This is a genomic window from Neptuniibacter sp. 2_MG-2023, assembly GCF_030547495.1.
In the GTDB taxonomy this organism is placed as follows: Bacteria; Pseudomonadota; Gammaproteobacteria; order Pseudomonadales; family Balneatricaceae; genus Neptuniibacter.
This window is the reverse complement of the sequence record NZ_JAUOQC010000003.1, coordinates 175,512-193,631: the sequence shown is the minus strand read 5'-3', so window position 1 is coordinate 193,631 and position 18,120 is coordinate 175,512. Positions and strand designations below refer to the sequence as shown.

General features: G+C 41.5%; 12 protein-coding genes. 7 read left to right on the top strand and 5 right to left on the bottom strand.

Features of this window, described 5'->3' with window-relative positions:
• Positions 1-157: 157 nt before the first annotated feature.
• On the top strand, positions 158-1,948 hold the full coding sequence (locus tag Q4486_RS04755; RefSeq protein ID WP_303518547.1) for a methyl-accepting chemotaxis protein: 1,791 nt from the start codon (positions 158-160) through the stop codon (positions 1,946-1,948).
• A gap of 78 nt (positions 1,949-2,026) precedes the next feature.
• Here Q4486_RS04755 and Q4486_RS04750 read toward each other — a convergent pair whose 3' ends face one another.
• Positions 2,027-2,821 (bottom strand): response regulator, encoded by a 795-nt coding sequence (locus Q4486_RS04750; RefSeq protein ID WP_303417092.1) that lies wholly within the window; start codon positions 2,819-2,821, stop codon positions 2,027-2,029.
• Between the two features lie 511 nt (positions 2,822-3,332).
• Between Q4486_RS04750 and Q4486_RS04745 the strand changes: the two genes are divergently transcribed.
• Entirely contained in the window at positions 3,333-3,968 is a 636-nt protein-coding gene (locus tag Q4486_RS04745) for a TetR/AcrR family transcriptional regulator (protein WP_303417090.1), read from the top strand.
• 92 nt (positions 3,969-4,060) lie between these two features.
• Here the strand turns inward: Q4486_RS04745 and Q4486_RS04740 are convergent, their stop codons facing one another.
• Entirely contained in the window at positions 4,061-4,516 is a 456-nt protein-coding gene (locus Q4486_RS04740; RefSeq protein ID WP_303518546.1) for a hypothetical protein, read from the bottom strand.
• A gap of 180 nt (positions 4,517-4,696) precedes the next feature.
• Between Q4486_RS04740 and Q4486_RS04735 the strand changes: the two genes are divergently transcribed.
• The 3 genes from Q4486_RS04735 to Q4486_RS04725 all read left to right on the top strand — a co-directional run bounded on the left by Q4486_RS04735 (position 4,697) and on the right by Q4486_RS04725 (position 12,982).
• Positions 4,697-9,607, top strand: coding sequence for an alpha-2-macroglobulin (locus tag Q4486_RS04735; protein ID WP_303518545.1), 4,911 nt, complete (start codon positions 4,697-4,699; stop codon positions 9,605-9,607).
• A 6-nt stretch (positions 9,608-9,613) separates the two neighbouring features.
• Entirely contained in the window at positions 9,614-11,941 is a 2,328-nt protein-coding gene (gene pbpC / locus Q4486_RS04730; RefSeq protein ID WP_303417238.1) for a penicillin-binding protein 1C, read from the top strand.
• 78 nt (positions 11,942-12,019) lie between these two features.
• Complete coding sequence (locus tag Q4486_RS04725; protein ID WP_303518544.1) at positions 12,020-12,982, top strand: MBL fold metallo-hydrolase; 963 nt, start codon at positions 12,020-12,022, stop codon at positions 12,980-12,982.
• 120 nt (positions 12,983-13,102) lie between these two features.
• Here Q4486_RS04725 and Q4486_RS04720 read toward each other — a convergent pair whose 3' ends face one another.
• Both Q4486_RS04720 and Q4486_RS04715 read right to left on the bottom strand, forming a co-directional pair.
• Positions 13,103-13,678 (bottom strand): YceI family protein, encoded by a 576-nt coding sequence (locus Q4486_RS04720; RefSeq protein WP_303518542.1) that lies wholly within the window; start codon positions 13,676-13,678, stop codon positions 13,103-13,105.
• Positions 13,675-14,244, bottom strand: a complete 570-nt coding sequence (locus Q4486_RS04715) for a cytochrome b (RefSeq protein ID WP_303518541.1) — start codon at positions 14,242-14,244, stop codon at positions 13,675-13,677. Before Q4486_RS04715 ends, Q4486_RS04720 begins: the two co-directional genes overlap by 4 nt.
• 100 nt (positions 14,245-14,344) lie before the next feature.
• On the opposite strand from Q4486_RS04715, the gene Q4486_RS04710 reads away from it, so the two are divergent.
• Positions 14,345-15,259, top strand: coding sequence for a LysR family transcriptional regulator (locus tag Q4486_RS04710; RefSeq protein ID WP_303518540.1), 915 nt, complete (start codon positions 14,345-14,347; stop codon positions 15,257-15,259).
• A gap of 24 nt (positions 15,260-15,283) precedes the next feature.
• Here the strand turns inward: Q4486_RS04710 and Q4486_RS04705 are convergent, their stop codons facing one another.
• Positions 15,284-16,510 carry an EAL and HDOD domain-containing protein gene (locus tag Q4486_RS04705; protein ID WP_303518538.1) on the bottom strand — a complete coding sequence of 409 codons (1,227 nt, stop codon included), beginning with the start codon at positions 16,508-16,510 and terminating at the stop codon, positions 15,284-15,286.
• A gap of 273 nt (positions 16,511-16,783) precedes the next feature.
• Between Q4486_RS04705 and Q4486_RS04700 the strand changes: the two genes are divergently transcribed.
• Positions 16,784-18,016 (top strand): DUF3422 family protein, encoded by a 1,233-nt coding sequence (locus Q4486_RS04700; protein WP_303417075.1) that lies wholly within the window; start codon positions 16,784-16,786, stop codon positions 18,014-18,016.
• Positions 18,017-18,120 lie beyond the last annotated feature (104 nt).

Sequence of the window (18,120 nt, the reverse complement as noted above, 5' to 3'; positions counted from 1 at the left end):
TGAATTTGATGGATGTTATGCTGAAACTTTAGTTTAATCTTGAAGTTGGCAAATGGATACGTTTATATTGAGTTATAACTGAATGATAAAAAAGTTATAACTCAATTATAAAAAACTATAAAAATTATAAAAGCCTATAACAATAAAGAGTGCGTAAATGAGCTTGTATAAGAGTGTAGAGAAAACCTGCTTTAATTCGTTGACGAAGAAAATAACAGGCAATGTGGTATTTCTACTTTTACCTCATATAGTCTTGTTATTTGTCGGGTATAACCACTTCAGTCAAATTGATGCCAGCTTAGCTGCTGGGAACGTTTCTGGAGAGGCAATCAGACAAGAGTTAGATTCATTTTGGTTTTATGGGCTAGCGACGGTTAGCTTTGCTTTAGTGTCGGGTCTGTTGACCATCTTCTTCATGCGTCATCTATTTTTACGACCTATAAAAAAGATGACCGATGTCTTACAAGCAATTAAAGATAAAGATGGGGATATATCAGCGACATTACCTGAATATACCTATGATGAAATTTCAGATATGGCTGAGAGTTACAATACATTCTCGACAAGTTTGAAATCGATGATTGCTGAAAGTCGACGTCGAAGTGTTAGTGTTGCTTTAAGCTCAACTCGATTACAGAAAGTACTTATAGAAGCTCAAAGTTCGGCAACTAAGCAGGAAGAGCAGGCTCAAAAAGTCTTCCAGTCTAGTCAAGAAGCGACTCAAGCAATTGATAATATTGCAGGCAGTACTCTCCAAATATCTGAACGCAATTCGCAAAACTTGGATGAGATTAGAGCATCGAGTGTCGAGTTAGGGCGTGTGCAGCAGCAAGTGGAAGCCATTAGAACTCAAGTAACTGATTTTCAGGATACTGTGCATCAGTTAGAAATGAATTCAAAAAATATCACTGAAATACTAGGTATGGTTAAAGATTTTTCTGACCAAACCAATTTGCTTGCACTTAATGCTTCCATTGAAGCGGCGCGAGCAGGTGAAGCGGGGCGTGGTTTCTCTGTAGTTGCTGATGAGGTACGAAACTTATCTCAAAAAGTCAGTGTTGCTACGAGTGAAATTGATCAGAACATTAGCCAGATGTCCTCTTTAGTTGATAAAACGGGTTCTAGCTCAGTAACTATTCTTGAGTATGTTGGGTCTACTGAAGAATTTATTAAAAGCACTAATAACCAATTTCATGGCTTAGTGAGTGACTTTGAGGATCTGAATGGTCAATTAAGTAGTATCAGCGCAGCGATTGATGAGCTGGCTTATACAAATAAAGAATCCCATGGGCTTGTATCTGAAATTACCTCTTTATCAACCGAGATGCATGGTGAAATAGAGGAGTCGCGTCGTTATTCTGAAGAGCTAGAACACTCTACGGAAGAGACTCAAGAGCTTCTATCTCGCTTTATCATTGGTTATGGTGGTTTTGAAGGCATGATTCAAACGGGGCGTCAGTGGGGGGTGGAGATCCAAACGGCACTGGAAGAGCTGGCTTCACGGGGTGCTAATCTGTTCGATACTAACTATAAACGTACCAACGATGGTCAACTGCCTGAAAAATATGATACGAGTTACGCTGACCAGTATGATGCGGTTATGCGTCCATTATTTGATGGATTTATTTCCCAGCGGCCAGAATTTATCTACGCTATAGCCGTAGATAAAAATGGATATGCCGCAGCTCACCACACTAAAGTTTCAGAGCGTATGACGGGTAATTTTGAGGTTGATAACCTTAAGAGCCGTAACCGTCGCATATTCGCAAGTAATCGTGCAGAAGTACGACGTGCATCGTCTACAGCACCATTCCTATTGCAGACATATATTCGTGATACGGGTGAAATTCTTAACGATTTATCAATTCCCTTATATGTGAATGGACAGCATTGGGGTGCGTTGATTATGGGCTTTATTCCTGATCATCTTTTGGATGATAAAGGCTAAAGCCGGCAGCTTCACTGTCGGTGGTAATAAAAAACGCGGCTTAGGCCGCGTTTTTTATTAAGCTTTAAAATCAACGAGTTAAAATTCAGTTACTAGCTGTTCAATCAGGTGTTTAACTGTATCGTATGAGAGTGGTTTGCTGCATAAGGCGGATACCCCCGCGCTTTGAATGGCCGCTAATCGACTTTCATTCTGCTCACTGGTCATCATAAGGATTGGCACTGTAGGCTGCTCACTGGCTGTTCTAATATGCTCTGTTAACTCTTTGCCATCAATATTAGGCATATTGTAATCGGTAATGATGAGGTCAAAGAGGTTGCCTTGATTGATCAGTTCGAGTGCTTCTGATCCATCTTTAGCTGTTTGTATGGAGTGGATCGAGAGGGATTTGAGCATTTGCTGAATATATTTACGTGATAGAGAGCTATCATCAACAATTAATACGTTAAGGGCCTCGTAGTCATCGTTGTCACTTTCTGACTCAAAATCAGTTATATAATCTAAGGTGCTTCTTAGTGCGACTCCCATCTCTTCTCGGCTAAAGGGTTTTGGTAATATAGCGATCGCTCCAGCCTGGCGAATGGGTTCGAGATAACGATAATGAGTTTCTGATGAGACCAGTAGAAAGGTTATATCTTGAAGGGTGTTTAAACCACGCATCTGGGTGACTAATTCGGTACCGGTAATATCAGGAAGATGCATAGAGGAGAGGACAAGATCTGGCGGCGAGGAGAGCATATGGTTAAGTGCCGGTCGCGCTTCTTCAAACTCTTCTATCTGTTCAATGCCAAAACTATTTAAGTGTCCTGTAATTATCTGGCGTTGAACTTTTGAAGGTTCAATAACAGTGACATAAAGACTGCTTAATTCCATATCCAAGATCCATGATTGAGTATGCGGTGTTATCTAACCATTCATAATGACAGACATATAGCTTAGATAATGACAGAGAAGAGTTGACTGTAAAAGTGTTAGTAAACGCTTATTGTGAGGAACTTGAGCTAATCCTAGTGTTTTATTGTTTGTGAATGACTCTGGATTAACTAGTGTTTGTTTTTTGTTCAGTTGTTTTCTGTTAAGTCAATATTCATGAGTGGGGTGTTTTAATGGCTATGAATCATTCCTACTCTTCGTGAATGTTTTGTCTTTATCTCTTTCAGCCAGGGTATTTTTTACCCTGGTTTTTTTATTTAAATACCTCAGAAATTCCCCTTTTCATCTACTGCAAACCGGCTTTATCTCTCCGTCTCATGCAGGCTTGATCTAAATCAGTAAATCTATATCTATCAATGTAACCCTCTTTCTGTAAGGCGTAGCATAAAGGTGGAGGGGCTAGATAAGTTTGTAAGTCCTGTGTAGTTCATTGTTACAGAAGGTCAGAGCTATGTGTGCTAATAGTAATTCCAATCTTACACGCCGCTCAATATTGCGGGCGGCTGTTGAAATAATCAGCCACAGTGGATTGGATGCCCTAACTGCTGGTCGGTTAATCGAACAGGCTTCCATAAGTAAGGGCGGTTTGTATCATCATTTCAGAACCATGGAAGCGGTAGAAACTGAAGTTTTAGAGTTGTTAACTCAGAGTTTGTTGATGGATATTAGAGAGTATCCATCTCCAGAGTCTAAAGATGACTTTTTTGAATTGATGGAAAGTCAGTTATTGAGATGTTTTGCTGTAGATAATTTATATGTCAGAGCGTTGTTTGGTTTTATCTCAGCGTCAGCTCACAATAAAACAAGACAGTGTATGATTCGTCGATTTATAGATGAGGTTTCATTAATCCGTTTAGAGCAATTGAAAAAGGTTTCGCCAAATGTTTCTCATATAGAGTTGCACGGTATTGTGCAGATGATCTCTTCTTTACAGATCGGCTTAGTTACTCGGCATTTTTTAGCTGAAGATCTTGTGAGTTTAAAAAACTATTGGGCTGATTATCGTAAGATGTTGGTTGAGCTATTGGAAAAGTGTGAAGCTCATTCTTTTGCTCAGACCCGTGAGAAAGTGCGTGAAATGAGCTAGGTAGGGGTTTCAATTCGTTGGTATTGTCAGAGGTTATTTAAGGAAAGATACCCTCTGACTCAAGATTAACGGTGCTTCCTGTTAAGTTACTCTTATTGTTCATTAACCGTTTTTATCGCAGTTTTGAGTTGTTGGATAAGCTGCTCAGTGTCTTTCATTCCTTTAAGTTGAACCTTCTTATCATCTTGTTTTAGATATAGGCTGATGATGTGCACAAAGTTTTCTTTGTGAGCCTCTACTTCATCTATCTCTCTAAACGTTATACGGGATTCTGTTTCTAGCTGAGGAAAGGAGATAAGGATCGATTTAGGTGAAAATGTCAAAGTGCATCCTTTCATTTCATCTTTAATGTTATCTAGGTTGTGTTTGTACCAACTAGATAGAATCAATCCCACGACTAAGGGCGCTAATAGATAGATTTTAGAAAGATCCATCATCATCAGCATTAACGCCGCGCCAATGAAACCCATTTGGAAATTACTAAATAGGGTAGATCTCTTCTCGAAAAACGCTTTATCCCATGTGTAATCAGACTGCTCTGTATCCACGAACAAACCTCTATACTATTGTCTATTTCTGATATATGCCGGAGCTGAGTCTCGCTTGCTACTCGGTATTTTGCAAGCCAGATTTATAACGAAATAGTGGTATAAACCTATAAGGCCATTTTTATCTAAGTCTGTATAGATTAAGCTGTGCAGATATCAATTCGGTTAGGGAGTTTCTGAATGTTGAGTAACAAAGTATTGGGTTTTGGGTTGTTAATGGCGCTATTTTTGGCAGGCTGCTCTGAAGATCCAAATGATAGTAAAGGGATAGCTGAAAGCGCTTCTGCTCCAGAATCCATTTCTGTCCAAAGTAATACTCAAACTACCGTCCAGAAAAATACTCAAAAATTAACGGTATTAGATATATCTGAACGAGAGTTTGGTGATGTAAATGCAATATCGCTTCTGTTTAATACACCGATAAAGCCGGATCAGGCCTTTACATCTTTTATCAAAATCGAGCCTGAATTAGGGAAACCTGTGTTAAGTAAAGATGGAAGAACTCTCTACTTTACCGGTATCTCTCCCGTTACTGAATATGATATCCATGTTGCTTCTGGCTTAGTGGCTGAAAATGGAACCCGTATTAGCAAAGGATTATCAACAACAGTTAAAACCCGAGCACTTTCTAGTTTAGTTTCTTTTGAAACCGATGGGGTTGTTATGATCCCCGGCAAGGTTGATTCACTTGCCCTATTGGCGATCAATGTACCTGAAGCTGACGTCACTATTTATAAGGTTAAACCGGATCAACTGGTCTCTTTCTTTAATGAATATGCTTCACTGTCAACAGGGGACCGTTGGTATAATGATGAAACACGTTTAGCTAATACTGTGGATCACCTGTATAGCACAAGAGTGAAAATTAGTGAGAAAAAGAATCAACGTAACCGTGCTAGTTTTCCGATTAATTTAGTGCCCAATATTGATAATGGTGGTTTATACCTTGCGACGGTAAGAGCGCCAGGTGGTTTTGATTTCCAAGCAACTTGGTTTACGGTTTCATCTATAGGTATTCAAGCACGTGATTACGGTAAGCATACCCGTTTTATTACCCAAGATGCTAAGAGTGGTGCTTTACTCGAAGGTGTTGATTTAGAAATCTTAGATTACAATAATAAAGTTATTAGCTCAGGTACCAGTGATAAAGAGGGTGCTTGGGATCTTAGTAATGCTTGGCAAAAAAAATCCCCTCGCTTGATTATGGCAACCAAAGGTAATCAAGTTTCTGTATTAGCCTATCATACCCCTGACTTTGACCTTTCTAGTTTTGATCTATCTGGCCGAGCTGTAAGGGAGGTTGAGCATTTCGTGTACTCGCCTCGGGATATTTATCGTCCAGGTGAAGAACTGATTTTAAGCACATTGACTCGTGATATGGATGGTCAGTTAATCGGAGGCCCCATCTATATTGAGTTGATTAAGCCTGATGGCCAGAGTGCAGGAAAGTGGCGGGTAGGTGCCTCAACGCCTGGTTATTATGAATTTCGACATGCAATTTCTGATTCTGCACCGCTTGGCGAGTGGCAGGCACATGTATTTAGCTCAGCGCAGCCGAAACCTAAAGTACGTTTTAAGTTTAAAGTAGAAGAGTTTTTACCTGAACGCCTACGTCTTGTTTTTAATCAACAAAAGCTTCTGAGCTTTAATCAAAATGATCTTATTTCTGTACCGGTTGTGGGTGAGTATCTATATGGTGCGCCAGCGGCAGGAAACCGTTTAGATACTCTAGCCATCATCAGCGGATGGGCGTCCCCTTTCGATGAATTAAAAGATTTTAGATTTGGAGAGGCTGAGAGCGTTGCTCGTAATCAATTTAGTTTAGATTCGGTTGAGCTTAATAGTCAGGGCGAAACGACAACCGAGCTGAATAAAAATCAGTTTGATTGGAACCGTATCTCTACACCTACACGTCTACGTTTAAGTTATAGCTTATTTGAGAGTGGTGGTCGGGCAATTAACCGAACTCAATCAGTACTGCTTTGGCCTCGTAGTAGCTTCATTGGCGTCAAACCAAGGTTTAAAAATAATATATCTGAGACAGAGCAGGATGTTGAATTTGATCTTGTTCGAGCGGATGGGCAGGGTAATCTGCTGGCAAAAGGTGAAGCTAAAGCAACCCTCTATCGTATTGAAGAGAAATATTTTTGGAGCCATACCCCCGAGCGAGGTTGGCATTACCAGATAGAGAAGAATGAATACCCTGTCGCTAATGATGTGATCAATTTTGCGGATAATACTCGCCCGTCACTCAAGGTACCTGTTGAGTGGGGACGTTATCGATTAGAACTTGATGACTATGAGGGTAAAAGTAAGACTGTTTATAGATTCCAAGCAGGGGAAGGCTGGTACAACCGTTGGAATAGTGCATCGGATCAAATTCGCCCAGATAAAGTTACAGTGGCGCTGGATAAGGCTGCTTATAAAGCGGGCGATAAAGTTAAAGTTCGATTGGCTTCACCAACTGAAGGTCGGGCTTTAGTTCTGCTTGAAACAGACCAAGTGCTAAGTACCGTTGAGGTGAAATTAGATAACCGCGAGGCGGAAGTTGAGATTCAACTGCCGCAACTTCTTGCTCGGCATGATGCTTATATTTCTGCTTTTGTTATTGCACCTACAGATCAGAAAGAGAAAGTGAGTAAGCGTAGCTTTGGTATAGCTCACCTTCCTTTAGATCGTTCAGCGCGCGAGCTGGATGTCAAAATTGATGTGGCTGACAAATTGCTGCCTGAAAGCCGTGCAGATATTAAAGTACGGGTTAATGATAAAAACGGTAACCCCGTTACAGGTGATGTTTATATCACGTTAAGTGCAGTCGATAGTGGTGTTTTGAGTGTAACCGGTTATAAACAGCCCGATCCGTTTCAGTTCTTCTACGGTCAACGTCGTTACAATGCATCGATTACCGATATGTATGATGACTTAGCTGAACCGGTCTTGAGTGATCAGGCGGAAGTACGTTGGGGTGGTGATGGCGAGCTAGAACGAGGAGGTGAGGCTCCACCCAGTGATGTGCAGATTGTTAGTTTATTTAGCTCTATCGTGAAAGTGGAGCAGGGTGAGGCTTCTATCCCGCTAGAGCTTCCTGCTTTTGATGGTGAGTTAACCTTAAATGCAGTCGCTATGGGTAGTGATCAGTTTGGCACTAAAATGGAGACAACTAAGGTTGCTTCACCGGTGGTGGCGCAACTCTCTATGCCAAGGTTTTTAGCTATAGGGGATGAAGCGGTTTTAGCGTTGGATCTAGCTAATGTAAGCGGCTTAACTCAAGACGTTGAGATCTCTATTGATGTCCAAGGTTCGGTTGTGTTTGATGCTAAACAACATCGTGTTCAGCTGGATGATGGGCAAAAGCAGATCATTCACCTACCTGTTAAAGCGAGTGCTATAGGCGAAGGTGATATCACTGCTGAAATTACACTAACGGATGACAAGGGTAAGGTTATTAAACTTCACCGTGAGTGGTCTATAGGTGTGCGTGCTGCTTATCCTGCAACCTACGGCCAGATCAGTGAGTACTTGAAGAAGGGCGAGAAAATTAGCTTCCCTGCGGATGCCTTGCAAACACTCGCCGGTGATACGCTTAAAGCTCAGTTAAGAGTGGCAGATACACCCGATTTAGGTGCCGCTAATCACTTTAAAAGTTTGATGCGTTATCCCTATGCTTGCTTAGAGCAAACCACGAGTAAGTCCCAACCTATTGCGGTGCTTTTCGAACATGAGGAACTACCCGAATTTGCTCAAGAAGTGAGTAATAGAGAGATTGAACAACGGGTTAATAACGCGTTGGCTCGTTACACTGAATTACAAAAAGCGAATGGTTCATTTGGTTTGTGGGATAAGTTTTCACCAGAGGAACATTGGTTGACAGCGTATGCAACTGACTTTTTGTTGCAACTTAAACAGTCAGGCGTTTCTGTACCTGAGCCACTGTTAAATAATGCTCGAAATCGTTTAAACACTTATGTGCATAAACGTACCGCTCAGACTGTAAAAGTGTGGACAGACATTCCATCCCATTATGAGATCTCATACAGAGCTTATGCTGCTTACCTTTTAGCTCAAGAGGGGCGCGTCACATTAGGCCCTTTACGGGAGATGGCAGAAAAACAACTAGATGATGCACGGGGCGTGTTGCCAGGGGTTCATTTAGGATTAGCGATGATCGAAACAGGTAGTGTTGAAGAGGGTGAGAAATTAGTCTCTGATGCGCTTTCTGTAAAAAGAGCAGAGGGATATTTAGGCGATTATGGTTCGGTTGTCCGTGATCAGTCGATGGCGATGTATACTATTATCGCTGCTAAATCTGCGTCTGAGGGATTGACTCTGCAGGCACTGCAACAGTTACCCGAGCTCCTTGTGGAGTTGAAACAGCAACGATGGCTGAGTACTCAGGAAAAAGCCGCTTTGTTACGTTTAGCGTCTGAACTATATCAGTTGGATAAAGATGGGAACTGGACCGGTGATCTGGTACAAGGCCAAATTGCTGAACTGGTTTCAGCATCAGGGGCGTTAGGTAAAAATATTGATAAGGAATCTCTACATGAGACACACTTTATCAATAAAGGAGATAAGCCTGTATTTGCTAGTTTTAGCTGGACAGGGCTACCTATAGAGATGCCATCTTCATTGGATGAAGGGGTGCGTGTTCGAGTTGATCACTTCAAAGTGGTTAATGAAAAGGCTGTCGAACTTAAGAAAGATCAGGTGCTTAAAATAGGCGAAGTTGTATTAACACGGGTTCGTTTATACAGTGAGAAACCTGTACCTGATGGGCTACTTGTGAACTTAATTCCTGCCGGTGTGGAACTAGAAAATCAGAATCTACAGAATGCATTAAAACTAGATAGTATTCAGCTTTACGGTAAGGCTATTCAGCAGGAAGCAAGCATTGTTTATCAGGCTTATAAAGATGATCGCTATGTAGCTGCTGTTAATCTTCCTGCTAAGCGAGAACAAACTTTGTATTTCTTATCAAGAGCGGTAACTCCAGGCTCTTATGCTGTGCCGCCTGCGATGGTTGAATCGATGTATAAACCATCTATACGAGGTATTAGCAATAGTATTAAGTCGATTTCGGTGATGCCATAACTTGTGATGGGTCGGTTTAAATATGCTTTAGGTTTGCTGGTGGTGGTTTGCTTTGTTTTAAGTGGACTACTGCTAGCAGATATTTTTTATCCCTTAAAGCAGCCGCAACATGATCAAAACTTTGCCAGTATCGTATTAGACAGGCAAGGGGAGCCTCTACGTTCATTTGCAGACAGTAAGGGGGTATGGCGCTACGAAGTCAGCTTAGCGGATGTATCCCCTTATTATCTTGAAGCGCTGATAGGTTATGAAGACCGCTATTTCTATTCCCATTGGGGCATAAACCCTTTCAGTTTGGTGCGGGCCGGTTGGCAGTATCTAAAAGAGGGTAAGATTATTTCGGGCGGCTCAACGCTTACAATGCAAGTGGCCCGTATTCTATATCCACATCCGAGAACCTTTGCTGGGAAATGTCAGCAATTACTGCGGGCATTACAGCTAGAGTGGCACCTTAGTAAACAGGAGATACTGGAGCTTTATCTAAACTACGCCCCTTTTGGTGGAACTTTAGAGGGCGTCCAAGCCGCCAGTTTACAATATTTACATAAGCCTGCTTCTTCATTGAGATATTCTGAGGCCGCCTTGTTAGCGGTATTGCCTCAAGCGCCATCGCGGTTGAGACCTGATAGACATCCACAGCGAGCAGAGCGGGCGCGGAATAAAGTGCTGGAGCGTATGCTCAGTCAACGGCTTTGGAGTGACGCTGTTGTAACGTCTGCTAAACAAGAGCATGTAGCGGTGTGGCCATTAGCAACACCGGTTGATGCGCCTTTGTTAAGTCGTCGATTACATCGGCAGTATGCCGCAGAGCGAGTGATTAGTAGTACAGTAGATCTAAGTTTACAGCAGCAGTTTGCAGATAGAGTCAAAAGTTACGTCTCACCCTTACAGGGGGAACTATCCGCTGCGGCTCTGTTAGTGGATAACCGTTCACATCAAGTATTAGCCTATGTAGGTTCTGCTGATTTCTTTGATAATAAGCGAGCGGGTCATGTTGATATGACAACCGCTGTTCGCTCACCAGGCTCAACACTTAAACCTTTTCTATTTGCCTTAGCTTTAGATGAAAACCTAATTCATAGTGAATCTTTGTTGGCGGATGTGCCCAGAGTGGCGAATAATTATCGGCCTGGAAATTTTAGTCAAGGGTTCTCGGGGCCGGTGTCGGCTTCTGAAGCATTGACCCGTTCCTTAAATCTCCCATTCGTACAGCTTATTGAAGCTTATGGAGCACAAAATTTTGTTAATAAATTACATCATGTAGGCACAGAGTTAACGATCCCAGATGATGATGCAAACCCCGCTATTATCTTAGGTGGCACTGGATTTACTTTGGAAAAATTAGTGACGATCTATAGTGCATTGGCTAATAAGGGGAGTGTTTATCCACTTAGGTATACGCCAGCTACGGCTGAGGAAAAGAGTCGTCAATTAATGACCCCCGAGGCGGCTTGGATTACATGGAAAGTTTTGAACGGAGTCAAGTTGCCACGTAATCTACGTTACGGTGTATCACGTCAGAATTTGCCAGCAATCGGTTGGAAAACGGGTACTAGCTGGAATTATCGTGATGTTTGGGCGGTCGGGGTGTCAAAGGAATATACCTTAGGGGTGTGGTTGGGTAGACCCGATGGTAAACCTATGGAAAAGACTATGGGTAGCGTATTGGCAGGTCCTTTGCTATTTAGTTTGTTCAATCAATTAAATACCAGAGGAGAGGAGATTGAACAGCCCGCATCGGTTTCAGAGCAAAAAGTGTGCTGGCCTGATGGGAGGAAAGAGACGTTTGTTGATCCTGAAAACTGCCATATAAAACGTATGGCTTATGTAATTAATGATTCTACTCCAAGGACTTTAGCATTTGGTTATCAGTGGGGAGAGAAGTCCCCTCAGTTTTTTACACCTGAATTGAATTATTTAGTTAATCACGACAGCTTACAGCGTGTTACACGTGAGTGTGATAGCGATGCAATCGCGCAAACCGCTTATCTTTGGCCTAATGCGTTAGAGCCTTGGGTGAAACCCTCACAGAGAATGTTTTATCAACTGCCTCGGTTTGATTCTCGCTGCAACGTGATCCCGCAAGAGAGCGCACCTCTACGTATTACGGGCATAAATCAGGGGCAAGTTTACTATGTTTTAGATCATCAGATGGTAACGCTTAGTGCTGAAGTGGAAGGTGCTGCAGGAGAGCTGTATTGGTATCTTAATGGCAAGCTACAGGATTCCCGTAGTACAAAATTAACCCTCCAATTAAAAACTCGCCAGCAATATAAGCTTTATGTTCAAGATAAAACGGGGTCGAATGGGCGAGTTGAGTTTGAAATTTTATAATCAACTTGCTGCTAAATAAGCAATAGCTTATATTTGTAAGGGACTATCAACAATACAAATAAAATAAAGATGGCGCTTATGAACTTTACTCATCGATTTAAAGGCTTGAGCCTTTCCTGTTTACTTCTATCTTCTTCTATTTATGCTGCGAGTCCTGCAGATAAATATCCAGAATCTATGCTTTATAGCCATCCTGTCAAAATTGCAGAGCATGTGTGGTCTGCTATTGGAGCCACTCAGTATTACAGTTATGAAAATGGTGGGCATAATAATAATTTATCTTTTGTGATTGGAGAGGAAGCGGTATTAGTTGTTAATGGTGGCGCTTCTTATCAACTTGCTAAAGCCTTACATGATGAGATTAAAAAACAGACAACGCTTCCAGTAAAGTACGTGGTTGATGAAAATGGTCAATCCCATGCAACACTCGGTAATAGTTATTGGAAGGAGCAGGGTGCGACGATAATTGCTCATGAGGATGCCCTAGAAGAGATTGAGGAAAAAGGCTTGGATGGTTTGGAAAGCCTTAAACTTATTCTTAAAGAGCGCTTTGAAAATACATCCTTAGTTGAGATTGATCAGACATTTGAAGACACAATGTCACTTGATTTAGGTGGATTGCAGGTCGAATTAATCCATTTTGGCCCGGCTCACTCTGCGGGTGATATTTCTGTTTTTATTCCATCCAGTAATGTATTAATTGCGGGGGATATGGCTTTTCATCAACGCTTATTGCCCGTTTTTCCTGACACGGATACCGCCGAATGGTTAGCGACATGGCAGGCTAAATTTGCACCTTATGCGGCGGATAAAATTATTATCCCAGGCCATGGTGAGGCGACTGATTTTAAAACAGTAGATCAATGGACGCGGGGTTATCTCGAATATATTCGCGGTAAAGTGGGTGAACTTATAGAAGAGGGGGGCATGCTTGAAGATGCCTATAAAATTGACCAAAGTCCTTATGCCCACTTAGAAACATTTGATGCCTTGGCCGCTAAAAACGCAGGCCGGATTTTTGAAGCAATGGAGTTTGAATAAAAGATATCCAATAGATGGAGCGTAAATTCCATTGAACTCTTATTAGAGGCTAATATCAAACAGACGAATTAAGATTAATTCATCTGTTTGATTTATTCTGCCAGTTTTAGTCGATCCAGCTTATTTACGGATACCTTCGATATTAAGATCCATATAAACGGTTTCTGCGGCTGGGCCTAGCTCATAGTTCATACCAAACTCTTTAGGTGTGAGCTCAAGAGTGCCAGAAAAACCAACTCGGTAACCGCCCCAAGGGTCTTCACCTTCGCCAACTTTGTTCACATCAATAGCAACCTCTTTAGTGGTTCCGTAAAGCGTCAGCATTCCTTTCATTACACCACCGCCATCAGCATTAGGAGTAAAGGATGTACTTTTAAATGATGCTGTAGGATGAGCCTCTACATTTAAGTATTTGTCACCACGGATATGCTTATTACGCTCCGCATGATTAGAGTCAAAAGAGGCAACATCAACCTCTACATTAATAGAGGACGCCGCTGGATTTTTTGCATCGTAAGAGAAGTCGCCATTGAACGTATTAAAACGGCCTGTGAGCCAACTAATACCTAAATGGCTAACACGAAACTCAATAGATGCATGAGCGCCTTTGGTATCAATGACATAATCTGCGGCATACAAAGGTGATGCTGAGATCAGTGTGGCTAGTGTTAACCCTTTAATAAGTTTTGTTTTCATTCTGTTTCCTCGCGTAGCGCAAGCATGCGCTTCAAAGTTGTGTCTTTGTCGATAAAGTGATGCTTTAAGGCTGCGGCTGCGTGTAGTGCCGCAATGGAAATTAAACTGGTTGCTACAATGAAATGTATCTCTCCAGCAATATCCTCTTGGTTGCCGATCTCAAAAGGTAGTGCAGGAAGACTAATAAGGTTAAATAATTCAATGGTTCGGCCATCTGCGGTAGAGATTAAATAACCGGAGATAACAGTTAACAGTACTAATAAATACAATAAGCCATGAGCCATTTTTGCAATGAATAAGAGAGGTGCCGGTTGCGGCAGCGCAGCAGGTGGTTTATTAAAAATACGCCAAACAATACGTAGAAGCAGAGTCATTGCGACAAGAATACCAATGCTTTTATGCCAGACAGGCACCGTCTTATAGGCTGGGTCGTAATAATCTAAGGTCTCTATATACCACCCGAGGGGGTAGAGCCCAATAATGGCAAATGCCATCAGCCAGTGCATGAAGACAGGTCCCCAGCCATAGCTTGTTTCATCGTTAGTGAGTTTATGATTAAAAACCATTATCAACTTATTCCGTTGGCTGCGATTAATTGCTTTTTGTAATATAAAGACCGATTATTAATGCGTCCAATGCATATTTAACATCATGGTTATGCCTTAAATGAATTTACGTTCAGTCGATCTTAATTTACTTGTTGTGCTTCAAGTGCTTCTCGATGAGCAGCATGTTTCTAAAGCAGCAAACAAATTGCAAATGAGCCAGCCAGCAGTAAGCCGAGCTTTACAGCGCTTACGGCAGACACTCGATGATCCTATTTTAGTTAGAACGCTCAGTGGTTACGATCTGAGCGCTCGTGCAGTTACTATTCGCCAGCAGCTTAAGCAGGTTTTGTTAGATGTAGAAGGCATTATGCAGCCCGAACATTTTGATCCAAGCAAAGCTGAAGGTGTATTGAAATTAACGGGTTTAGATTTAGAGCTTGTTTTGTTAATGCCTTCAGTTGTCAGGATGTTACGTCTTAAGGCGCCTAATTTACGTGTTGAAATTGTGCCACAGCGGAGTGAACACTTTGATCTTTTAGAGCAAGGGGAGGTGCATTTTTTAGCAACAGGTTTACAGCCAAAAACCGTGCAGGATCAGTATCGAAGGATGGAGGTGGTTAAGACGAACCATGTTTGTGTGATGGATAAAAATAACCCTTTAGCTAAAGGGATGACACTAGAGCAATATGTTGCCGCTCCCCATGGTCTAGTTTCTATTACTGGTAAAGGACCGGGAGTCATGGATGAAGTATTAACAGAGATGGGCTATAAGCGAAAAATTATGCTTCGTTTAGCTAATTTCATGTCTGTTTCAGCGTTTTGTAGTGGTTCGGATCTGGTTTTCACATTGCCAGAGATTATGGGTAAGCATTTAATGTTTAATGATGACTTAGTTATTCGACCACTGCCAAAAGAGGTTGATCTGCCGAATGTGACGTTTTATTTTTATTGGCATGAACGCTTTCAGCATGACCCTATGTGCTGTTGGGTACGCTCAGAGTTGGAAGAATTATTGGAAAATAGCTCAGTCTAAAGTTAATTTAAATAAGTCTTTCCTCTACAGGTGACTTCCCTCCATCATCTGCATAGCTTCATTGCTCCAGCGTAGTGATTCAAAATAAGCTTCAGCATATAGCTTACGTAGTTCCTCAGGGAGGGTGAAACTAGATTGACCGATTATATAGAAATTAACTGTTTGTAATAGTTTTCCTGCTTTACCCTCATAACCGGAAATAGCTCTCACAATATCTTCTGATACAGATAATTGGCCGAGAAGCGTACTTTGTTCTACTCCAAGTAGTGCGTCTAAGATGGATAGCACCCCTGTGATAAAAGCTAATTCAGGGTCAATTCCATCAGTTGCTTGGGCTATAAATTCACACATACGTGCGGTGATAAGTATCTGCCGTATCAGTTCACTTGGCTTATCATTATTGCTCGATAGAGCTAAAAGAGTGGCCCATTTGTTTATTTCATTTAAACCTAGAGCAACAATCGCTTGGGTTAAATTTTCTATTTTATTCGGTAAATTGTACTGTGCAGAGTTAACTATACGTAAAAGCTTAAAAGTGAGCTGAGGGTCCCGACAGATAATGTCCGAGAGGGTCGCTGCGGTTACATCCTCATCTTGAAGGGCCGCCAGTAGATGAATCACAATGGCTTGGTTAGAGGTTAACTTCTTCCCTTGGATTTTTGTGGGTTGCGATAAGAAGTTACCTTGGAATAGTCGAAACCCCAATTTATAGCAGGTTTCATACTCCTCGTAACTTCCAACATTTTCTGCCAAGGCTGTGACTTTAAAACGTTGAATCTGTTTTAAATGGGCCGATATATCAGACTGACTATGTTTGATGATATCAACCCTAACTACATGGGCAAGCTCAAGTAGGGGATTGTATTTTTCAGAATAGGTAAAGTCATCGATGACTAGACGGTATCCGGCTTCGACATAACCTTTAAGTGAATTAAGGAGTTTTGGTGTGATCTCCTGATCTATTTGGATCTCAATGACTAAATTATGGCGGGATAAGCTTGGTAAACTCTCTGTTTTGATAAAACTCTCAGTAACATTGAGAAAAGCGGGTAGTGATTTTAAAGTGCCTGAATCATAGATGCTGGTGAAGTTATTAATCAGCACATTGCAGGCTTCCTGATCGCCGTTTAAAAATTTTGCTACCTCATTACCATTTTCGGAATGGTAGAGCAGTTCGTAAGCAACAACGTTAAGGTTACGATCGAAGATTGGCTGACGTGAAAGGCCTAATTGATTAAAGTGTTCATCCATGTTGCTTTACCTTTGATTATTCCAAGACGCATATACTTAAGTTAGTGTATGGGCCTATAAATATTGCCGCAATAATTGATCCATCTAAAACAGAAAAAAATTAGATCAATATCAGTAAATTACGATCTTTCTCGTCTCAGTATAGCCCTATCTTTTGGGAATCTTCGTTCATATCCGGTTTTATTATTTAAAGTTAATTCTTTTTAGAAAAGCTATAAGTTTTAGTCATAGGACTTTAGTATATGTGTAAAGAAGATCTATGAGAGTTATCCCATGCAGAACCATCCGTTACGTAATCAGATCACCCAAGAGGTGCATGCTCGACCTTTTCAGCGCTTTAAATCGAACTTAGGTTTAGTGCATATTGCTGCCTTTTACGGTGCGGGTGGGGAGCAAGAGTTAAGTGATGCTTTAAGTCAGCTGCTCTCAAAAATTAATGTATCAATGCCTGAGACAGTTGATGGCTTCTTCTATGTGGAGAATGATTTATACGGAGTTCGTTATGAACCACATAATGAATTTTATACCTTAACGCTTTATCAACTGGATTCAGCTAAGGTGGAAAAACTAACCGGGCTATGGGAATCCCTGCCAGGTGAGCTTTTGTGTGGGGTTAAAATCTTCTTTTCTGGACAGCAAGCTAAACCTAACTTAAAAGAATTTTTTGGTATACATCAGGTGTCTGGTGCTGAAGTGATGGGTGGTGCAGCAAAGGTTTGGACCGATTTTTATCCTGATGATGAAATGGGGTTTGTCACTATGGTAGTGCATAATACCGCCTTGAAAACGTTCCAAGCAGGGCGCTTATTACAACGTTTATGTGAGATCGAAACCTATCGTCATACTGCGTTACTTGCCTATCCCATTGCGCAAGCGTTGATGCCTCAATTAACAGAGATGGATCAATCCTTATCTGAAATAACCCATGAGATTGCCACTAATGCTGATGCACCTGAGCTGCTTAAAAGGTTAATGGCCTTGGCGGCTGATGTAGAAGCCTTGTCTGCCGAAACCGCGAACCGTTTTTCCGCTTCCCAGGCTTACTTTGCTGTTGTTGATAGCCGGATAGCTGAGTTAAGGGAGGAGAGAATTGTCGGTTTACAGACGGTCCAGCAGTTTATGGATAGACGGTTAGACCCTGCTAAACGAACCTGTATCGCAGCTAATGAGCGTTTAGAGCGACTTTCACGTCGTATTGCTAGAGCAACAGAGTTGATACGCTCCCAAGTAGATCTTTCAATTGAACGGCAGAACCAGCAGTTATTGGAAGGGCTAAATGATCGAGCAAGAAGACAGTTACGTTTACAAGCGAAATTGGAAAGTTTCACTATTATCGTGGTGACCTATTATGCATTTGATCTGTTGGAACGGTCGATTAGAAATACAGTTTCAGCGGATATTCTTCGGGATCAGGTCTTAATGGTGCTCAGTTGTTCTGTACCGATTATGGCAGGGGTTATATGGTGGTATGTCAGAAAGTTACTAAAGCACTACGGGGATGATTAAGCACTTTTGTTGAGCTATTTAGGTGGTTTTGAAACATAGAAAGACTAAAAAACAATAAGTTAAGCATATTGCATTTGCATCTTGTTTTTTCACTGGTATACTGC